The sequence below is a fragment of the Enterovirga rhinocerotis genome (genome assembly GCF_004363955.1).
GTDB lineage: Bacteria > Pseudomonadota > Alphaproteobacteria > Rhizobiales > Beijerinckiaceae > Enterovirga > Enterovirga rhinocerotis.
In genome coordinates this window covers 2,071,207-2,088,042 of the sequence record NZ_SNZR01000011.1, presented here as the reverse complement: position 1 = coordinate 2,088,042, position 16,836 = coordinate 2,071,207, and the positions used below count along the sequence as shown (strand labels likewise).

Below are 16,836 nucleotides of genomic sequence, written 5' to 3'. Positions count from 1 at the left end.
CGGAGGGCCTACCGCGCGCCGCGCGGGTTCAGCACCTCGCGCAGCCGGTCGCCGGCGAGGTTGATCGCGACGATCGCAATCACGAGCGCGACGCCCGGGAAGACCGAGATCCAGTACTTGCCGGACAGCAGATAGTTGTAGCCATGCGCGATCAGGAGCCCGAGCGAGGGCTCCGTGACCGGCACGCCGACGCCGAGGAAGGACAGCGTCGCCTCGAGCGCGATGGCGTGGGCGATCTGGACGGTGGCGACCACGATGAGCGGGCCGAGGCAGTTCGGCAGGAGATGGCGGAACACGATGCGGCCCCTCGGCAGGGCGAGGCAGCGCGCCGCCTGGATGTATTCGCGCCGCGATTCCACGAGCGCCGAGCCGCGCACGGTCCGCGCGTAATAGGCCCATTGCACCACGACGAGGGCGATCACGACCTTGTCGATCCCCCGCCCGAACACGGCGAGCAGCACGAGAGCGACGAGGATCGCCGGGAAGGAGAGCTGGAGGTCGACGACGCGCATGATCAGCGCCTCGACGAAGCCGCCGGCATAGGCCGCGACGACGCCGAGCGTCGCCCCGATCGCCGAGGCCGCGGCGACGGAGGCGATCGCGACGCCGAGCGAGATGCGCAGGCCGTAGAGGATGGCCGACAGCATGTCCCGGCCCTGATCGTCCGTCCCGAGCCAGGCGATCCGCCCCGTGCCGAGTTCCTGTCCCGGCGCGAGCATGTTGTCCATGATGTCGAGCGCGGCGAGATCGTAGGGGTTCTGCGGCGCGATCCAGGGCGCGAGCCCGGCCGCGGCGACGAGCATGACGAGGACGACGAGGGCGATCACTGCGCCCGGCCGGCGCGCATAGCGGCGGAGCCAGCCCGCAGGCGTCGGGGAGGGGAGGGCGGCGGCCGCGCTCACGCGTCCTGCCCCCCGAGCCGCACGCGCGGATCGAGCGCGGCATAGGCGAGATCGACGACGAGGTTGATGACGACGAAGATCACGACCGTCAGCATCAGGTAGGCGACCACCACGGGCCGATCGAGCCGGTTGATGGACTCGATGAGGAGCTTGCCCATGCCGGGATAGGCGAAGACCGTCTCGGTCACGACGGCGAAGGCGATCATCGAGCCGAGCTCGAGCCCGAGCACCGTGACGACCGGGATGAGCACGGCCTTGAGCACGTGCACCAGAACGATCCGCGCGGGTGCGAGGCCCTTGGCGCGCGCGAAGCGGATGTAATCCTGGCCCATCACCTCGCGCGTGCCGGATTCGGTGATGCGGATCACGAGGGCCGTCTTGTAGAGCGCGAGGGTGAGCGCGGGCAGGACGAGGTGCCGGAGCCCGTCGAGCGTGAGGAAGGCGACCGGCACGCCGAGGAGCGGCACGGTCTCGCCGCGCCCGCTCGCCGGCAGGATGCGCAGCTGCACCGCGAAGAGCAGGATCAGCATCAGGCCGATCCAGAAATTCGGCAGCGAGAAGCCGAGGATCGAGCCCGACATGATGCCCCGGCCCGTCCAGGAATTCGGCCGGAGCCCGGCGACGAGGCCGAGCGGGATGCCGAGGACCATCGCGATGAGGAGCCCGGCCAGAGCCAGCTCCAGGGTCGCCGGGAGACGCTGCAGGATCACCTCCACGGCCGGCACGTTGTAGACGAAGGAGCGGCCGAGATCGCCCTGAAGCGCGTTGCCGATGAAGGTGACGAACTGGATGACGAGCGGCCTGTCGAGCCCCAGACGCTGGGCGATCGCCGCGCGCTCCGCCTGATCGGCCTCGGGCGATGCCAGGACCTCGACCGGGTCGCCGACGGCATAGATGGCGAGGAAGACGACGACCGCCATGACGGCCACGACGCCGAGCGCGCCTCCGATCCGGCGGATCAGATAGACGAGCATCGGATCGCCCGCGAGGCTCCGGCACGGCGTGCCTCGTGGCGCGGGGTCGGCGTCGGTCGGAGGGCTCGCCTTCGCATGGGCGGCGAGTGTGTCGGCTCCCGCCGCCTCTGACAAGGAGCCTGAAAAGCGAAACGCCGGCGCGAAGGCCGGCGTTCGTTGCAGGATTCGGGGGAAAACCCCTCGGAAGGCCGCCCTGCTCAGGCGGCCATCCGTTCAGAGCGGCTGCTTCAGCCTCTTGGCGAAGAGGCCGACGATGCCCTCGCGGAAGGCGAGCACGCAGGCCACGAAGATGAAGCCCTGCACGACCAGAACCCAGGCTCCGAGCGTCGCGAGGTAGTTCTGCATCGTCACGATCACGGCGGCGCCGACCATGGGGCCGAACACGGTGCCGAGACCGCCGACCAGGGTCATCAGGACCACCTCGCCGGACATCGACCAGTGCACGTCGGTGAGCGAGGCGAGCTGGAAGACGATCGCCTTGGTGGCACCGGCGAGGCCCGCGAGCGCGGTCGACAGCACGAACAGGGCCAGCTTGTACTGGTTGACCCGGTAGCCGAGCGAGACCGCGCGGGGCTCGTTGTCGCGGATCGCCTTCATCACCTGCCCGAAGGGCGAGTGGATGATCCGGTAGATCGCGATCATGCCGAACAGGAAGATCGCGGCGACGACGAAATAGAGCACGCGGTCGTTGGCGAGATCGATGAGGCCAAAGAGGTGCCCACGCGGAACCGCCTGGATGCCGTCCTCGCCGCCCGTGAACTTCGCCTGGACGCAGAAGAAGAAGACCATCTGCGACAGCGCGAGGGTGATCATCGCGAAGTAGATGCCCTGACGCTTGATCGCGAGCCAGCCGAACACGACCCCGAGCAGGGTGCCGACGAGCGTGCCGCTCAGGATCGCGAGTTCGGGCGTGAAGCCCCACACCTTGGCGGCATGGGCCGCGATATAGCTCGCCATGCCGAAATAGGCCGCATGCCCGAAGGACAGAAGGCCGGCATAGCCGAGCAGGAGGCTGAACGCGCTCGCGAACAACGCGAAGCACAGCACCTTCATCAGGAAGACGGGGTAGAGGACGAAGGGCGCGATCAGCAGCAGGCCCGCGAGCCCGATGAAGATCATGCCATGGAGCTTCTTGGCGCTCTTGCCGGTCTGCTGCACGGCCCCGATCGGCGCCTCGTCGGCGCCTTCAGATGCGACGGTTCCGCTGGACATCAGGCGGTCCTTCCGAACAGGCCAGCCGGCTTCACGAGCAGGACAAGCACCATGATAACGAAGATGACGGTGGATGAGGCCTCCGGATAGAAGACCTTGGTGAGGCCTTCGACGAGGCCGAGGGCGAAGCCCGTGATGATCGAGCCCAGGATGGAGCCCATCCCGCCGATGACCACGACCGCGAAGACGACGATGATCAGGTCCGCGCCCATATTCGGGTTCACCGAATAGATCGGGGCCGCGAGCACACCGGCGAAGGCCGCGAGGGCGACGCCCGCGCCGTAGGTGAGCGTGATCATCAGCGGCACGTTGATCCCGAACGCCTGGACGAGCGTCGGATTCTCCGTGGCGGCGCGCAGATAGGCGCCAAGTCGCGTCTTCTCGATGATGAACCATGTCGCCAGGCACACGATGAGCGACGCCACGACCACCCAGCCGCGATAGTTCGGCATGAACATGAAGCCGAGGTTCTGGCCGCCCGTGAGCTGTGATGGGATGCCGTAGGGCAAGCCTGACACGCCGTACTGGTTTCGGAACAGGCCCTGGATGATGAGGCCGACGCCGAAGGTCAGAAGCAGCCCGTAGAGGTGGTCCAAGTTATAGAGCCGTGAGATCAGCAACCTCTCCAGGATGATGCCCGTCGCTCCGACGATGAGGGGAGCGAGGATGAGCGCCGGCCAGTAGCCGATACCCAGATAGTTCAGCAGCATCCAGGAGGCGAAGGCCCCCATCATGTACTGCGCGCCATGGGTGAAGTTGATGATGTTCAGCAGTCCGAAGATCACGGCGAGGCCGAGACTCAGCATCGCGTAGAACGAGCCGTTGATGAGCCCGAGCAGGAGCTGTCCGAATAGGGCGGCGGTTGGAACGCCGAAGATCATAGTCATGTGATGGCTGGCCTTTGGGGCATTTCCCGGATCGACCTCTCCGATGAAGGAGAGGTCATTGTCTTATGCGCGTGCGGCGCGGTGCGTGAAGCAGGTCACTTAACCAGCGGGCAGCCGCCATCCTTGAGGGGGCGGAAGGCCTCCTCGGTCGGGATGGTGGCGACCACCTTGTACATGTCCCACTCGCCCTTCGATTCCTCGGGCTTCTTCACCTCGTAGAGGTACATGGGGTGAATGGCGCGGCCATCGACGCGGATCGAGCCCTTGCCGAAGAGGGCGTCGTCGATCGGCAGCTCCTTCATCTTCGCCATGACCTTCGTCGTGTCCTTGTCCTTCAGGGCCTCGACGGCCTTGAGGTAATGCAGGACGCTCGAATAGACGCCCGCCTGGGCACTGGTCGGCATCTTGCCGCCGAAGGCGGCTGCGAAACGCTTGGAGAACGCGCGCGTGGCGTCCGTCTGGTCCCAGTAGAAGGCTTCGGTCAGCTTGAGGCCTTGAGCGGCCTGGAGACCGAGCGACTTCACGTCCGACGAGAAGATCAGGAGGCCCGCGAGCGATTGGCCCGATTGGGTGATCCCGAACTCGGCCGCCTGCTTGATCGTGTTGATGGTGTCGGACCCGGCATTGGCCATGCCGATGACCTTGGCCTTCGAGGCCTGGGCCTGAAGCAGGAAGGACGAGAAATCCGCGGTGGAGAGCGGATGCTTGACGCTGCCGACGATCTTGCCGCCAGCCTTCTTGACGGCCTCGCTGGTGTCGCGGTCCAGCGCGGCGCCGAAGGCGTAGTCCGCCGTGAGCATGAACCAGCTGTCGCCGCCCGCCTTGGTCACGGCCGAGCCGGTGCCGTTGGCGAGCGCCCAGGTGTCATAGGTCCAGTGCACGTTGTTCGCCGTGCACTTGGCGCCGGTCAGGTCGGAGGTGCCGCCCCCGGAGATCATGAAGATCTTGTTCTTCTCCTTGGTGACGTCGCTGACCGCGAGCGCGACCGAGGAGGTCGTGACGTCCAGGATCACGTCGACGCCGTCCTGATCGTACCATTTGCGGGCGATCGTCGATCCGACATCCGGCTTGTTCTGGTGGTCGGCCGAGACGATCTCGACCTTGATGCCCTTCGATTCGGGCTTGAAATCCTCGACGGCAAGCCTCGCGGCCACCACCGAGCCGGGCCCCGAGATGTCGGCATAGAGGCCCGACATGTCGTTCAGGACCCCGAGCTTGACGGGGACCTGCGCGAAGGCGGAGCCGCCGGCCAGGAGGGCGGTGACGGCGACGGCGGCCGTCAGGGTCTTGCGTTTCATCGTCATCAGTCTCGCTGTGGGCCGGCGATCCTTCCGGATCGCCGGGTTATGTTGTCGGAGCAAGGTGCCGTCGAGTCCCGCCCGTGCTTCCCGATGGTCGGGTCAGTTCTTCTTGACGAGAGGGCAATTCCCCTCGGACATGGGCCGGAACGCCTGGTCGGCCGGGACCTTCGTCACGACTTTCAAGAGGTCCCACTCGCCCTTGGATTCTTCGGGCTTCTTCACTTCCAGCAGGAAGGCGTCGATCATCACGCGCCCGTCCTCGCGGACATAGCCCTTCCCGAAGACGGCGTCCTCGAAGGGATTGGCCTTCATCCAGCCGATCACCTTGGCCGGGTCCTTGCTCTTGGTGGCCTCGACGCCCCGCAGGTAATGCAGGACGCTGGAATAGACGCCGGCATTGGTCATGTTGGGCGCACGGTTCATGTGGCCCATGAAGCGCTTCGACCAGGCACGCGTCGAGTCGTTGTAGTCCCAGTAGAAGGTCTCGCTGAAGTTCAGCCCCTGCGCGACTTTCAGGCCGAGCGCCTTGATGTCGTTCACGAAGACGAGGAGCCCGCCGAGCTTCTGACCGCCCTGCGTGATCCCGAACTCCGAGGCCTGCTTGATCGCGTTGACGGTGTCGCCACCGGCATTCGCAAGCCCGATCACCTTCGCCTTCGAGGCCTGCGCCTGGAGGAGGAAGGAGGAGAAGTCGCTGCTCGGGAACGGCGTCCTGACGGTGCCGATCACCTTGCCGCCGTTCTTCTTCACCACGGCGGACGTGTCGCGCTCGAGCGCGTGACCGAAGGCGTAGTCGGCCGTCAGGAAGTACCAGCTGTCGCCGCCCTGCCGGACCATCGCCCCACCCGTGACGTTGGCGAGCTGAACGGTGTCGTATGCCCAGTGCAGGGTGTTGGCCGTGCAGGCGGGACCGGTGAGGTCGGACGTCGCCGCTCCGGAATTCAGATGGACCTTGTTCTTTTCCTTGGTGATCTGGGCGACGGCCAGGGCGACCGACGAGGTCGGGACGTCGAGGATCACGTCAACGTTGTCCTGATCGTACCACTTGCGCGTGATCGAGGCGCCGATATCGGGCTTGTTCTGATGGTCGGCCGAGACGATCTCGACCTTGATGCCCTTCGACTCGGCCTTGAAGTCCTCGACAGCCATGCGCGCGGCCACGACGGAACCTTCTCCGCCAAGATCGGAATAGACACCCGAGCGATCGTTCAGCACGCCCAGCTTCACCGAAATCTGCGCCTGGGCCGTGCCGGCACCCATCAAGAGTCCCGCCACGGCCAAGGCTGTTGCCGTCTTTCTCATGCCTGATCCTCCGCTGTTTCACACCCTCGTGTTTTCTTAGTTTGGTCTCTCGGCGCGCTCAGACGCCGAGATAGCGGTGCAGCTTATCGACGCTTGCATCCATTTCTTCGTTCGGGATCATATCGATGATCCGTCCCTGCTCGACCACGTAGTGCCGGTCGGCGACCGTCTGCGCGAAGCGGAAGTTCTGCTCCACCAGGATGATGGTGAAGCCGTCGTTCTTCAGGCGCTGAATGGTCGCCCCGATCTGCTGGATGATGACGGGAGCGAGGCCCTCCGTCGGCTCGTCCAGCAGCAGGAACTTGGCACCGGTCCGCAGGATGCGGGCGATCGACAGCATCTGCTGCTCACCGCCCGACAGCTTGGTGCCCTGGCTGCCCGAGCGCTCCTTGAGGTTCGGGAAGAGGTCGTAGATCTGGTCGAGGGACAGGCCGCCCGGCTTGATCTGCGGGGGCAGCATCAGGTTCTCGATCACCGACAGGCTCGAGAAAATGCCGCGCTCCTCGGGAACGAACGCGACGCCGAGCTTCGCGATGAGGCGCGACGGCATCTTGATCGTCTCGGTGCCGTCGAAGACGATCGATCCGGTCCGCTTGCCCATGATGCCGATGATCGACTTCATGGTCGTCGTCTTGCCCGCGCCGTTACGGCCGAGAAGCGTGATGACCTCGCCCTGGCGGACGTCGAAGCTCATGCCATGCAGAACGTGGCTCTCGCCGTACCAGGCTTCGAGGCCCTCGACCTTGAGGAGGGGAGCGGTGGCGCGCGCTGCGCCGGGGCGGGTTGCGAGGGCGGCTTCAGCCATGACCGGCTCCGATATAGGCTTCGATCACCCGGGGATCTTTGGACACGGTTTCGTAGTTCCCTTCGGCCAGCACGTTTCCGCGCGCCAGGACCGTGATGGTGTCGGACAGGTTGGCCACGACCGACAGGTTGTGCTCGACCATCAGAATGGTGCGATTGGCGGAGACGCGCTTGATCAGGGCCGCCGTACGGTCGACGTCCTCATGCGCCATGCCGGCCATCGGTTCGTCGAGCAGCAGCATCTCCGGATCGAGAGCGAGCGTCGTCGCGATCTCGAGCGCGCGCTTCCGGCCGTAGGAAAGCTCGGTCGCGAGGGTGGTTTCGAACTCCTTCAGGCCCACCGCCTCGATCAGGCTGCGCGCCTCGTCGTCGAGCTGCGACAGCAGGGATTCCGAACGCCAGAAGTCGAAGCAATCGCCCCGACGGCGGCGCTGAAGCGCGATCCGCACGTTCTCGAGCACGGTCAAGTGACCGAATACCGCCGAAATCTGGAAGGAGCGCACAAGACCGAGCCGGGCGACGTCCGCCGGCTTCATGTGGGAAATGTCCTTCCCCTTGTACGTCATCGTCCCGCGCGATTGCGGCAGGAACTTCGTCAGCAGGTTGAAGCAGGTCGTCTTGCCTGCCCCGTTAGGACCGATCAGGGCATGGATCGACCCGCGTCTGACCTTGAGGTCGACGTTTCCAACGGCTGTGAAGCCCTTGAAATCCTTGCCCAGGCCCTGCGTTGTAAGGATGTAATCGTCCGACATTCCGACCTTGTTCCGGCGTTTCCCCCGACGACGAGTTCTGCGTCTGGCTCGGGGGCGGTATGCAGCACGGCCCCAACCGGTAGTCAATCGCGACCAAGGTCAATTTTGGATTCGGAGGCACCCGCAGCGGCCCGACGCCACAATGGTCCGGCGGTCGGAAACGACGTCCTTTCGCCGGATGTCTAGAGCGTCAACGCAAAGTCCGTGCCGCGGAGTGAAGGTCCCGCTCATCGTCCGGGCATCTCCGCATTCGTCGTGGACCGATGGGACTGGTCCGCCTCGGAACAGTTCACATACGGGTCAGGTTCGCTGGAGAACGACGGTGGCGATCGGTCCTCGCCGCGCGTCGACCATCCGATTCTCGACCGCCGATTCCGGTCTGGCACGCGCCGCGGTTCAGGCTGCAGGACGGCGTGGCTCCTCGACAGCCTTTGAAACCCGTGCCAGAAGCCGCGCCTTCTAATAAGGTGATGGCGAATGGCTGAGGCGGCAATCGGACCGCTTGAGGAGTCGATCCGGCAGGAGATCGAGCGCGCGACCGACGAGGCCGCGCTCGAAGGTGTTCGGGTGGGGGCGCTCGGCAAGAAGGGCGCGATCTCGGAACTGCTGAAGACGCTCGGGCGCATGACGCCGGAGGAGCGCCGTGTGCAGGGGCCGCTGATCAACGGCCTCCGGGACGTCGTGCAGGGTGCCATCGAGGCGAAGCGCGAGACGCTGCGCTCCGCTGCCCTCGCGGCGAGGCTCGCCTCCGAGCGCGTCGACGTGAGCCTTCCCGTGCGCCGTGCGCCGGAGGTTTCCGGTCGCATCCATCCGATCAGCCAGGTGGTCGACGAGATCACGGCGATCTTCGCCGATATGGGTTTCTCGGTGGCCGAGGGGCCGGATATCGAGACGGACGAGCTCAACTTCACCGCGCTCAACTTCCCCGAGGGCCATCCCGCGCGGGAGATGCACGACACCTTCTTCCTGCAGCCCGACCATCTCGGGCGGCGGAAGGTCCTTCGCACCCACACCTCGCCCGTCCAGATCAGGACCATGCGGGCGAAGGCGCCCCCGATCCGCGTCATCATCCCGGGCCGGACCTACCGGCACGATTCCGACCAGACCCACACGCCGATGTTCCATCAGGTCGAGGGGCTCGTCATCGACGACAAGGCCACCATCGCCAACATGCGCTGGGTGCTGGAGGAGTTCTGCCGCGCCTTCTTCGAGGTGGACGAGGTGAAGATGCGGTTCCGTCCGTCCTTCTTCCCCTTCACCGAGCCGTCGGCCGAGGTCGACATCCAGTGCTCGCGCCGCGGCGACGAGATCCGCTTCGGCGAGGGGACGGACTGGCTCGAGATTCTCGGCTGCGGCATGGTGCATCCGAACGTGCTGCGGAATTGCGGCCTCGATCCGGACCAGGTCCAGGGCTTCGCCTGGGGCATGGGCATCGACCGCATCGCCATGCTGAAATACGGCATGCCGGACCTGCGCGCCTTCTTCGACGCGGATGTCCGCTGGCTCGACCATTACGGCTTCCGCCCGCTCGACATGCCGACGCTCGCCGGCGGGCTGACGGGGTGAGTGGTCATGACTGACCAGGAGATCGAACGGATCGCCAACGAGGCATTGAATGCCTTGCTGAGCCCTTATGGCTTTGTGCGTGCAGACGTGACGAGCGGTGAGGACGATCTGGGCGATCCGGCTCTTTTCGTCCGAGCGCATTTCGTCGCCGGCAGCCCGATCGTGCCGGGCGCGGTTCTGGGGGACGGTCTGGCCGCATTCCGCGCGCGTCTTCGGGAGGCGGGCGAGGCGAGGTTTCCGTATTTCGACGTGCAATACGCTCGCGCGAGGGCCTGACGTCTCCCATGTCCGACGACTTGGAAGACAGCCTGATGCGGGTCGCTCGCGACCTTCTCGTCGACGTCGATCCGACGACGACGGAGGCCCGTCGGCGACGCGCCGTCAGCACGGCATATTACGCGGTCTTTCACGCGATCTGCCGGGTCTGCGCGGATAGTCTGGTGGGTACGCGCGACGCTGCCCATCGCGAGGCCATCTATCGGACGGTCGAGCACAATTCGGCGCGCAAGCACCTGACGAGCGCGAAAGTCCGGGACATCTCGCCGTGGATGGAGCAGATCGGGGGCAACTTCGCCGATCTGCAGATCGGCCGTCACAAAGCGGATTATCGGCCCGGCACCGCCGATACGCTCTCCGACGAGCAGACCAGAACGCTACTCGAATTGGCGGACAGAGTTCTCTTCGCCCTCGATTTGCTGAACGATGACCAGCGCCTCGCGATGGCCGTCCTCTTGATCTCCAGGCCCAGGCCGACCTGAAACGCCCAGCATCATGAAACTCACCCTCTCCTGGCTCCGAGACCACCTCGAGACCGTGGCCTCGCTCGACGAGATCGCCGAGACGCTGACGCGGATCGGGCTCGAGGTCGAGCATGTCGAGGACAAGGCGAAGGCGCTCGCGCCCTATGTCATCGCCTCGGTGCTCTCGGCCGAGCCGCATCCGAACGCGGACCGGCTGCGGGTCTGCCGCGTCGATCTCGGCTCTGGCGATCCGATCCAGGTCGTCTGCGGCGCGCCCAACGCGCGGGCCGGCATGAAGAGCGTCTTCGCCCCGCCCGGCACCTACATCCCGGGCAAGGACCTGACGCTGGCCGTCGTGCAGGTGCGCGGCGTCGAGAGCGCCGGCATGCTCTGCTCGGCCGCCGAGCTCGAACTCTCCGAGGATCACGACGGCATCATCGAGCTGCCGGCCGACGCGCCGGTCGGCAAGCCCTATGCCGAGTGGGCCGGGCTCGGCGACCCGGTCATCGAGATCAACCTGACGCCGAACCGGCCCGACTGCACCTCGATCCGCGGAATCGCGCGCGATCTCGCGGCGGCGGGAATCGGCGCGCTGAAGCCCGAGACGGTCGCGCCGATTCGCGGCACGTTCCCGTGCCCCGTCCCGCTGACGCTCGATGTCTCGGCCGAGGACAGGCATCTCTGCCCGGCCTTCGCGCTGCGGCTCGTGCGCGGCGTCAAGAACGGCCCCTCGCCCGAATGGCTGCAGCGACGGCTGACCTCGATCGGGCTGCGGCCCATCAATCGCCTCGTCGACATCACCAATCTCGTGACCTTCGACCGGGGCCGCCCGCTCCACGTCTTCGACGCGGCCAAGGTCGCCGGCGGGCTCGCCGTCCGGCGGGCGAAGGACGGCGAGGAGATCCTCGCGCTCGACGGGCGGACCTATCGGCTCGACGAGGAGATCGTCGTCATCGCCGATGCCAACGGCCCCGAATCCATCGCCGGCATCATGGGCGGGGAGCATTCGGGCTGCGACGAGGGCACGACCGACGTCCTCGTCGAATCCGCGCTCTGGCACCCCCTCACCATCGCCCAGACCGGCCGCCGGCTCGGCATCATCACCGACGCCCGCTACCGCTTCGAGCGCGGCGTCGACCCGGCCTTCACGGTGCCCGGCCTCGATCTCGCGACGCAGCTCATCCTCGACCTCTGCGGTGGCGAGCCGTCGGAGATGACCTTCGCGGGAGAGATCCCGGAGCGCGACCACGCCATCGACTTCCCCTGGACCGAGGTGAAGCGTCTCTCGGGGCTCGACCTGCCGCGCATCGAGGCCAAGGTCATCCTGACCGAGCTCGGCTTCACCGTCGCGGGGCAGGGCGACCGGGTGAAGGTGCTGCCGCCGTCCTGGCGTCCCGATATCGAGGGCAAGGCGGACCTCGTCGAGGAGGTGATCCGCATCGCCGGGCTCGACCGCGTCACGGCGCAGCCGCTGCCGCGCCTCGATACGGGCGTCGTCAAGCCGGTCCTGACCGTCCTCCAGCGCCGCACCACCGGCGCCAAGCGCGAGCTCGCCGCGCGCGGGATGGTCGAGGCGGTGACCTGGTCCTTCATCGGGCATGAGGAGGCGACGCTCTTCGGCGGCGGCGCCAAGGCGCTGCAACTCGCCAATCCCATCGCCGCCGATCTCTCGGACATGCGGCCGAGCCTCGTTCCGGGCCTCCTCAAGGCCGCCGGGCGCAACGCCGATCGCGGCTTCTCCGACGTCGCTCTGTTCGAGGTCGGCCAGTGCTTCGCGACCGACGAGCCCGAGGGGCAGTCCATGCGCGCGGCGGGCCTTCGCCGCGGCACGGCGCGCCATGCCGGCGGCGGGCGGCATTGGGACGGGGCGACGCGCGCCGTCGACGTCTTCGATGCGAAGGCCGATGCCGAGGCGCTTCTCGCCTCGCTCGGCCTGCCGATGGCGGGGCTGATGGTTGCGCCGGGCGGCCCGTCCTGGCTGCATCCGGGTCGCTCCGGCACGCTGTCCTTCGGGCCCAAGAACGTGGTCGGCCATTTCGGCGAGATCCACCCGGCCGTCATGGCCGCGATGGACATCAAGGGCACGGCCGTCGTCTTCGAGATCGTCCTCGACGAACTGCCGCTGCCGAAATACCGCCCGACCAAGATGAAGCCGAAGCTCGTGCTGTCGGGTCTCCAGCCGGTCTCGCGCGACTTCGCCTTCGTGCTGGACAGCGCCGTGCCCGTCCGCGATCTCGTCCAGGCCGTCGGCAATGTCGACCGCAAGCTCATCGTGGCGACGGAGGTCTTCGATCTCTACGAGGGTCCCGGCGTCGGCGAGGGCAAGAAGTCCGTTGCGCTCGGCGTCACGCTCCAGCCGATGGAGAAGACGCTGACCGACACGGAGATCGATGCGGTCTCGGCGAAGATCGTCGAGGCTGCCCAGAAGCGCACCGGCGCGGTGCTGCGGAACTGAGAGAGAGATGAGTACTCCGGACGACATCCCGCTCGGGCCGGTCGGCCGCGCGAGCCTCGTCGAGGCTCTGTCGACGGCGCGCGACCTGCCGGTCGACGCGCTCGAGGAGGCCTCGCGTCATCCCGGCCGCATCGCGCAGGCCGTGCTCGGCGCTGCCGGCAAGGCGGCCGAGGGACAGGAACTCGACGAGCGGGAGGCCAACCTCCTGTTCTGGGGCATCCACGTCCTCGCCTTCGGCCGCGACGAGCGGCTGTTCCAGCCGCTGCTGCGGATCGCGCGGCGCGATGAGGACGCGGTCGCCTTCCTCCTCGGCGACGCCGTCCCCGCGACCCTGCCGCGCCTCGCCGCCAGCACCTTCGACGGCGATGTCGATGCGCTCGAAGCGGCGATCTCCGATCCGGCGGCGGACGAGTTCGTGCGCTGGAGCCTGTTCGGCGCCTATGCCTATCTCGTCTTCGTCGGCCGCATTCCGCGCGAGCGGGCGCACGGCTTCCTCGTCGGTTTCGACCGCGAGCGGCCGGCCCGGTCCGGCGATGCGGCCTGGACCGGCTGGGAGCAGGCGATCGCGCTCCTCGGCTTCGCCGATCTCGTGCCGCTGGTCGAAGCGGCCCGGAGCGATGCGCGCCTCCTCGAGGATGCCGAGGATCCGGAATGGTTCGCCCTCACGCTCGCCGAGGCGGAGGCCAAGCCCGAGGACGCGGCACGCTTCCACGACCAGGAATTCGGCTATGTCGAGGACGTGGTCGGCGAACTCGCCGCGGCGCTCGACGACCCCGAGGGCGAGGACGAGATGCCGGAGCCGACCCGCAACCCCCATCGCGACGTCGGCCGGAACGACCCGTGCCCCTGCGGGTCGGGCAAGAAATTCAAGAAGTGCTGCCTGGAGGCCCATGATGGCTGACGATACCGACGACGACCGTCCGCGCGGCCCCGAGCCGGTCGAGATTCCGCTCGACGGCCCCGGCCCGTTCCAACTCCCGATCTGCACCGACCTCAAGGATATCGGGCTCGGCGAGAGCCTCGCCGTGCTGCGGTTCGAGACGATCGATCACCAGCGCGTCGACATCCCGATCCCGATCGGGATGCTCGTCGAGATCGGCGAGGCCTGCGACGAGGCGCTCCAGCACGCGATCAAGTCGCGGGATGGCGGCACGACGGTTCAGTGAGGCTTGGGTGCGTGCTTCGTGACGCGGGCAGGCGCCCGCTCCTCAGCATGACGCCATTTTGGATTCCACTGACTGCGTCATGCTGAGGAGCAGCCGAAGGCTGCGTCTCGAAGCACGCATGACGCGGAACGCCTACCGCACAGACGTCCCGCTCAGCGGGTTCGTCTCGTCCCAGCTGTAGCGCAGCGTTTCGAAGCGCATCGAGAGGGCGTCGACCATCAGGAGGCGGCCGACGAGGCCTTCGCCGAAACCGACGATCTCGCGCATCACCTCCATCGCCATGAGCGAGCCCATCACGCCCGCGAGGGCGCCGAGGATGCCGGCCTCGGCGCAGGTCGGCACGGCGCCGGGGGGAGGGCGGTCGGGAAACAGGCAGCGATAGGTCGGGTTCGGCATGCCGTCCGGCCCGGTCTCGTGGGCGCGGATCGTCGTCAGCGAGCCGTCGAACTGGCCGAGCGCCGCCGTCACGAGCGGCTTGCCCTCGTGATAGCAGGCATCGGACACGGCGTAGCGCGTCTCGAAATTGTCGGAGCCGTCCGCGACGAGGTCGTAGCCGGCCACGAGCGTGCGTGCATTCCCGGCCGTCAGGCGCTCGGCATGGCCGATCACCGAGACATGGGGGTTCAGCCGGGCCACGGCCTCGGCCGCGCTGTCGAGCTTCGTCCGTCCGAGATCGGGCGTGCCGTGCAGGACCTGGCGCTGGAGGTTCGAGAGGGAGACGGTGTCGTCGTCGACGATCCCGATCGTGCCGATCCCAGCGGCGGCGAGATATTGGACCAGCGGGGAGCCGAGGCCTCCCGCGCCGATCACCAGCACCCGCGCCCGCGTCAGCTTCGCCTGGCCCGGGCCGCCGACGTCGCGCAGCACGATGTGGCGGGCATAGCGTTCGATTTCGTCGGGAGAGAGGGCCATGCCGCACCGTGGCGCGGCCGGCGGCACGGTGCAATGGGCCGGCGAGCATGGTGCCGATGCCGCCGCCCGCCGCCTGCTAGGTCTGCGGCGCTGCCGTCTCCTCGCGCAGCACGCGCCGGAGGACCTTGCCGACATTCGTCTTCGGCAGGGCCTCGCGGAAGACGATGCGGTGCGGGACCTTGTAGGGCGCGAGCCGTTCGCGGGACCAGGCGACCACGTCCTGTTCCGTCAGGGCGGGATCGCTCCGGACGATGTAGGCCGCGACGGTTTCACCCGAGCGCTCGTCGGGAAGGCCGATGACGGCGACCTCCGCGATGCCCGGACAGCCGGCGACGACCTCCTCGACTTCGTTCGGATAGACGTTGAAGCCGGAGACGAGGATCATGTCCTTCATCCGGTCGATGATGCGAAGCGCGCCATCGGGCTCGAAGACGGCGACGTCGCCCGTGCGGAAATAGCCGTCCGCCGTCATGACCTTGGCGGTTTCGTCGGGGCGGTTCCAGTAGCCGGCCATGATCTGCGGCCCGCGCGCACAGAGCTCGCCCGCCTCGCCCGAAGGCACCTCGCGGTCGCCGACCCGGACGGAGACCTCCGTCGAGGAGACGGGATAGCCGATCGTTCCGGTGAAGGCCTCGATGTCGAGCCGGTTGATCGAGAGGACGGGCGAGGTCTCCGAGAGGCCGTAGCCCTCGACGATCGGCTTGCCCGTCAGCCTCTTCCAGGCCTCGGCGACGGCGCTCTGGGTGGCCATGCCGCCGGCGACGCAGAGGGTCAGCTTCGAGAAGTCGACCTCCTTCATGCCGGGTGCGCGCGCGAGCGCATTGTAGAGGGTGTTCACGCCGGAGATGCAGGTGAAGGGCCGGGTCTGCAGCGTCTTGACGAAGCCGGGGATGTCGCGCGGGTTGGCGATGAGCAGCTGGCAGCCGCCGAGCCTGACCAGGACCATGCAGCAGCAGGTCAGCGCGAAGATGTGGTAGAGCGGCAGCGCCGTCACCATGATGTGGGGGCCGTCCCCCATCCCCGTCCGCAGCCAGAGTTCGCACTGGACGACGTTCGCCGCGACGTTGCGATGGGTCAGCATGGCGCCCTTCGCGACGCCGGTCGTGCCGCCGGTGTATTGGAGGAAGGCCACGTCATCGAGCGTGACGCGGACAGGCACCCGCGGGGCGGCGCGGCCCGCCTTGACGACCGTGGCGAGGGAGATCGTCCCCGGCAGGTCGTAGGCCGGTACGGCCTTCTTCACATAGCGCGAGACGAGATTGATCACCCCGCCCTTGAAGCCGAGGAGGTCGCCCGGCTTGACGATCACGATACGGTCGAGCGTGACCTCGCCGAGCACGGCCTGGACCGTATGGGCGAAGTTCTCCAGCACGAAGATGGTTCGGGCCCCCGAATCACGGAGCTGCCCGGACAGTTCCCGCGGCGTGTAGAGCGGGTTGACGTTCACGACCGTGGCCCCGGCCATCAACACGCCGAACATGATCGGCGGGAAGGCCATCACGTTCGGGAGCATGATCGCGACGCGGTCTCCTCGCCCGATCCCGGCCTCCGCGAGCCAGGAACCGACGGCGGCCGCGTGTCCGGCCAGCTCGCCATAGGTCATCCGGCGGCCGAAACTCTCGAGGGCCGGCCGGTCAGGGTAGCGCTTGGCGGTATCGTCGAAGATGTCGACCAGCGTGCCGGCTGCGCCGGGGTCGATCGTGGCCGGGACGCCCGGCGGATACGAGGAGAGCCACGGCTTGGCCGCAGAGCTTTCGAGCCGCTCATCGGCGGCCGGATCGCGCGGCGCGCGCCCAGTATCGGCGGACATCGACCCTCCCTCTTCGGCCGGCCTTCTCTAGCAGCCGGTCGCCTGATGGAACA

At 67.3% G+C, this 16,836-nt stretch carries 16 protein-coding genes; 6 read left to right on the top strand and 10 right to left on the bottom strand.

Translation table 11 applies throughout. The features are described 5' to 3' along the window. Window positions 1–8 precede the first annotated feature (8 nt). The 8 genes from EV668_RS10595 to EV668_RS10560 all read right to left on the bottom strand — a co-directional run bounded on the left by EV668_RS10595 (window position 9) and on the right by EV668_RS10560 (window position 8,134). Window positions 9–902, bottom strand: a complete 894-nt coding sequence (locus tag EV668_RS10595) for an ABC transporter permease (protein WP_133769705.1) — start codon at window positions 900–902, stop codon at window positions 9–11. Beyond that, on the bottom strand, window positions 899–1,876 hold the full coding sequence (locus tag EV668_RS10590; protein ID WP_133769704.1) for an ABC transporter permease: 978 nt from the start codon (window positions 1,874–1,876) through the stop codon (window positions 899–901). Before EV668_RS10590 ends, EV668_RS10595 begins: the two co-directional genes overlap by 4 nt. 213 nt (window positions 1,877–2,089) lie before the next feature. Continuing rightward, window positions 2,090–3,088, bottom strand: a complete 999-nt coding sequence (locus tag EV668_RS10585) for a branched-chain amino acid ABC transporter permease (protein WP_133769703.1) — start codon at window positions 3,086–3,088, stop codon at window positions 2,090–2,092. Continuing rightward, window positions 3,088–3,975: a branched-chain amino acid ABC transporter permease gene (locus tag EV668_RS10580; protein WP_133769702.1), complete on the bottom strand. Its 888-nt coding sequence runs from the start codon at window positions 3,973–3,975 to the stop codon at window positions 3,088–3,090. The genes EV668_RS10585 and EV668_RS10580 overlap by 1 nt, the downstream gene beginning before the upstream one ends. Before the next feature lie 95 nt (window positions 3,976–4,070). Then, window positions 4,071–5,279, bottom strand: coding sequence for an ABC transporter substrate-binding protein (locus EV668_RS10575; protein WP_208111502.1), 1,209 nt, complete (start codon window positions 5,277–5,279; stop codon window positions 4,071–4,073). Between the two features lie 96 nt (window positions 5,280–5,375). Beyond that, complete coding sequence (locus tag EV668_RS10570; protein ID WP_133769700.1) at window positions 5,376–6,578, bottom strand: ABC transporter substrate-binding protein; 1,203 nt, start codon at window positions 6,576–6,578, stop codon at window positions 5,376–5,378. A 58-nt stretch (window positions 6,579–6,636) separates the two neighbouring features. Further along, complete coding sequence (locus EV668_RS10565; RefSeq protein WP_133769699.1) at window positions 6,637–7,383, bottom strand: ABC transporter ATP-binding protein; 747 nt, start codon at window positions 7,381–7,383, stop codon at window positions 6,637–6,639. After that, window positions 7,376–8,134 carry an ABC transporter ATP-binding protein gene (locus EV668_RS10560; RefSeq protein ID WP_133769698.1) on the bottom strand — a complete coding sequence of 253 codons (759 nt, stop codon included), beginning with the start codon at window positions 8,132–8,134 and terminating at the stop codon, window positions 7,376–7,378. The genes EV668_RS10565 and EV668_RS10560 overlap by 8 nt, the downstream gene beginning before the upstream one ends. A gap of 477 nt (window positions 8,135–8,611) precedes the next feature. Between EV668_RS10560 and pheS the strand changes: the two genes are divergently transcribed. Genes pheS through EV668_RS10530 form a run of 6 tightly spaced genes read left to right on the top strand, consistent with a single transcriptional unit; the run spans window position 8,612 to window position 14,061 of the window. Next, window positions 8,612–9,700 carry a phenylalanine--tRNA ligase subunit alpha gene (gene pheS, locus EV668_RS10555; protein WP_133769697.1) on the top strand — a complete coding sequence of 363 codons (1,089 nt, stop codon included), beginning with the start codon at window positions 8,612–8,614 and terminating at the stop codon, window positions 9,698–9,700. A 6-nt stretch (window positions 9,701–9,706) separates the two neighbouring features. Next, on the top strand, window positions 9,707–9,976 hold the full coding sequence (locus EV668_RS10550) for a hypothetical protein (protein ID WP_133769696.1): 270 nt from the start codon (window positions 9,707–9,709) through the stop codon (window positions 9,974–9,976). Between the two features lie 20 nt (window positions 9,977–9,996). Continuing rightward, window positions 9,997–10,458, top strand: coding sequence for a hypothetical protein (locus EV668_RS10545; protein WP_166652404.1), 462 nt, complete (start codon window positions 9,997–9,999; stop codon window positions 10,456–10,458). Window positions 10,459–10,471: 13 nt separating this feature from the next. Next, complete coding sequence (gene pheT, locus EV668_RS10540) at window positions 10,472–12,895, top strand: phenylalanine--tRNA ligase subunit beta (protein WP_133769694.1); 2,424 nt, start codon at window positions 10,472–10,474, stop codon at window positions 12,893–12,895. A 7-nt stretch (window positions 12,896–12,902) separates the two neighbouring features. Beyond that, on the top strand, window positions 12,903–13,796 hold the full coding sequence (locus EV668_RS10535; RefSeq protein WP_133769693.1) for a DUF1186 domain-containing protein: 894 nt from the start codon (window positions 12,903–12,905) through the stop codon (window positions 13,794–13,796). Then, window positions 13,789–14,061, top strand: coding sequence for a hypothetical protein (locus tag EV668_RS10530; RefSeq protein WP_133769692.1), 273 nt, complete (start codon window positions 13,789–13,791; stop codon window positions 14,059–14,061). The genes EV668_RS10535 and EV668_RS10530 overlap by 8 nt, the downstream gene beginning before the upstream one ends. A 132-nt stretch (window positions 14,062–14,193) precedes the next feature. On the opposite strand, the gene EV668_RS10525 is transcribed toward EV668_RS10530, so the two are convergent. Then, entirely contained in the window at window positions 14,194–14,973 is a 780-nt protein-coding gene (locus tag EV668_RS10525; protein ID WP_133769691.1) for a HesA/MoeB/ThiF family protein, read from the bottom strand. 76 nt (window positions 14,974–15,049) lie between these two features. After that, the gene (locus EV668_RS10520; RefSeq protein WP_133769690.1) at window positions 15,050–16,783 is read right to left on the bottom strand and encodes an AMP-binding protein; all 1,734 of its coding nucleotides are present in this window, start codon (window positions 16,781–16,783) and stop codon (window positions 15,050–15,052) included. Window positions 16,784–16,836 lie beyond the last annotated feature (53 nt).

Bases quoted from the DNA above. Each gene is read 5' to 3' on its own strand.
- EV668_RS10590 (WP_133769704.1), bottom strand. From the start codon at position 1,876: ATGCTCGTCTATCTGATCCGCCGGATCGGAGGCGCGCTCGGCGTCGTG.
- EV668_RS10585 (WP_133769703.1), bottom strand. From the start codon at position 3,088: ATGTCCAGCGGAACCGTCGCATCTGAAGGCGCCGACGAGGCGCCGATC.
- EV668_RS10580 (WP_133769702.1), bottom strand. From the start codon at position 3,975: ATGACTATGATCTTCGGCGTTCCAACCGCCGCCCTATTCGGACAGCTC.
- EV668_RS10575 (WP_208111502.1), bottom strand. From the start codon at position 5,279: ATGACGATGAAACGCAAGACCCTGACGGCCGCCGTCGCCGTCACCGCC.
- EV668_RS10570 (WP_133769700.1), bottom strand. From the start codon at position 6,578: ATGAGAAAGACGGCAACAGCCTTGGCCGTGGCGGGACTCTTGATGGGT.
- EV668_RS10565 (WP_133769699.1), bottom strand. From the start codon at position 7,383: ATGGCTGAAGCCGCCCTCGCAACCCGCCCCGGCGCAGCGCGCGCCACC.
- EV668_RS10560 (WP_133769698.1), bottom strand. From the start codon at position 8,134: ATGTCGGACGATTACATCCTTACAACGCAGGGCCTGGGCAAGGATTTC.
- pheS (WP_133769697.1), top strand. From the start codon at position 8,612: ATGGCTGAGGCGGCAATCGGACCGCTTGAGGAGTCGATCCGGCAGGAG.
- EV668_RS10550 (WP_133769696.1), top strand. From the start codon at position 9,707: ATGACTGACCAGGAGATCGAACGGATCGCCAACGAGGCATTGAATGCC.
- pheT (WP_133769694.1), top strand. From the start codon at position 10,472: ATGAAACTCACCCTCTCCTGGCTCCGAGACCACCTCGAGACCGTGGCC.
- EV668_RS10535 (WP_133769693.1), top strand. From the start codon at position 12,903: ATGAGTACTCCGGACGACATCCCGCTCGGGCCGGTCGGCCGCGCGAGC.
- EV668_RS10530 (WP_133769692.1), top strand. From the start codon at position 13,789: ATGGCTGACGATACCGACGACGACCGTCCGCGCGGCCCCGAGCCGGTC.
- EV668_RS10525 (WP_133769691.1), bottom strand. From the start codon at position 14,973: ATGGCCCTCTCTCCCGACGAAATCGAACGCTATGCCCGCCACATCGTG.
- EV668_RS10520 (WP_133769690.1), bottom strand. From the start codon at position 16,783: ATGTCCGCCGATACTGGGCGCGCGCCGCGCGATCCGGCCGCCGATGAG.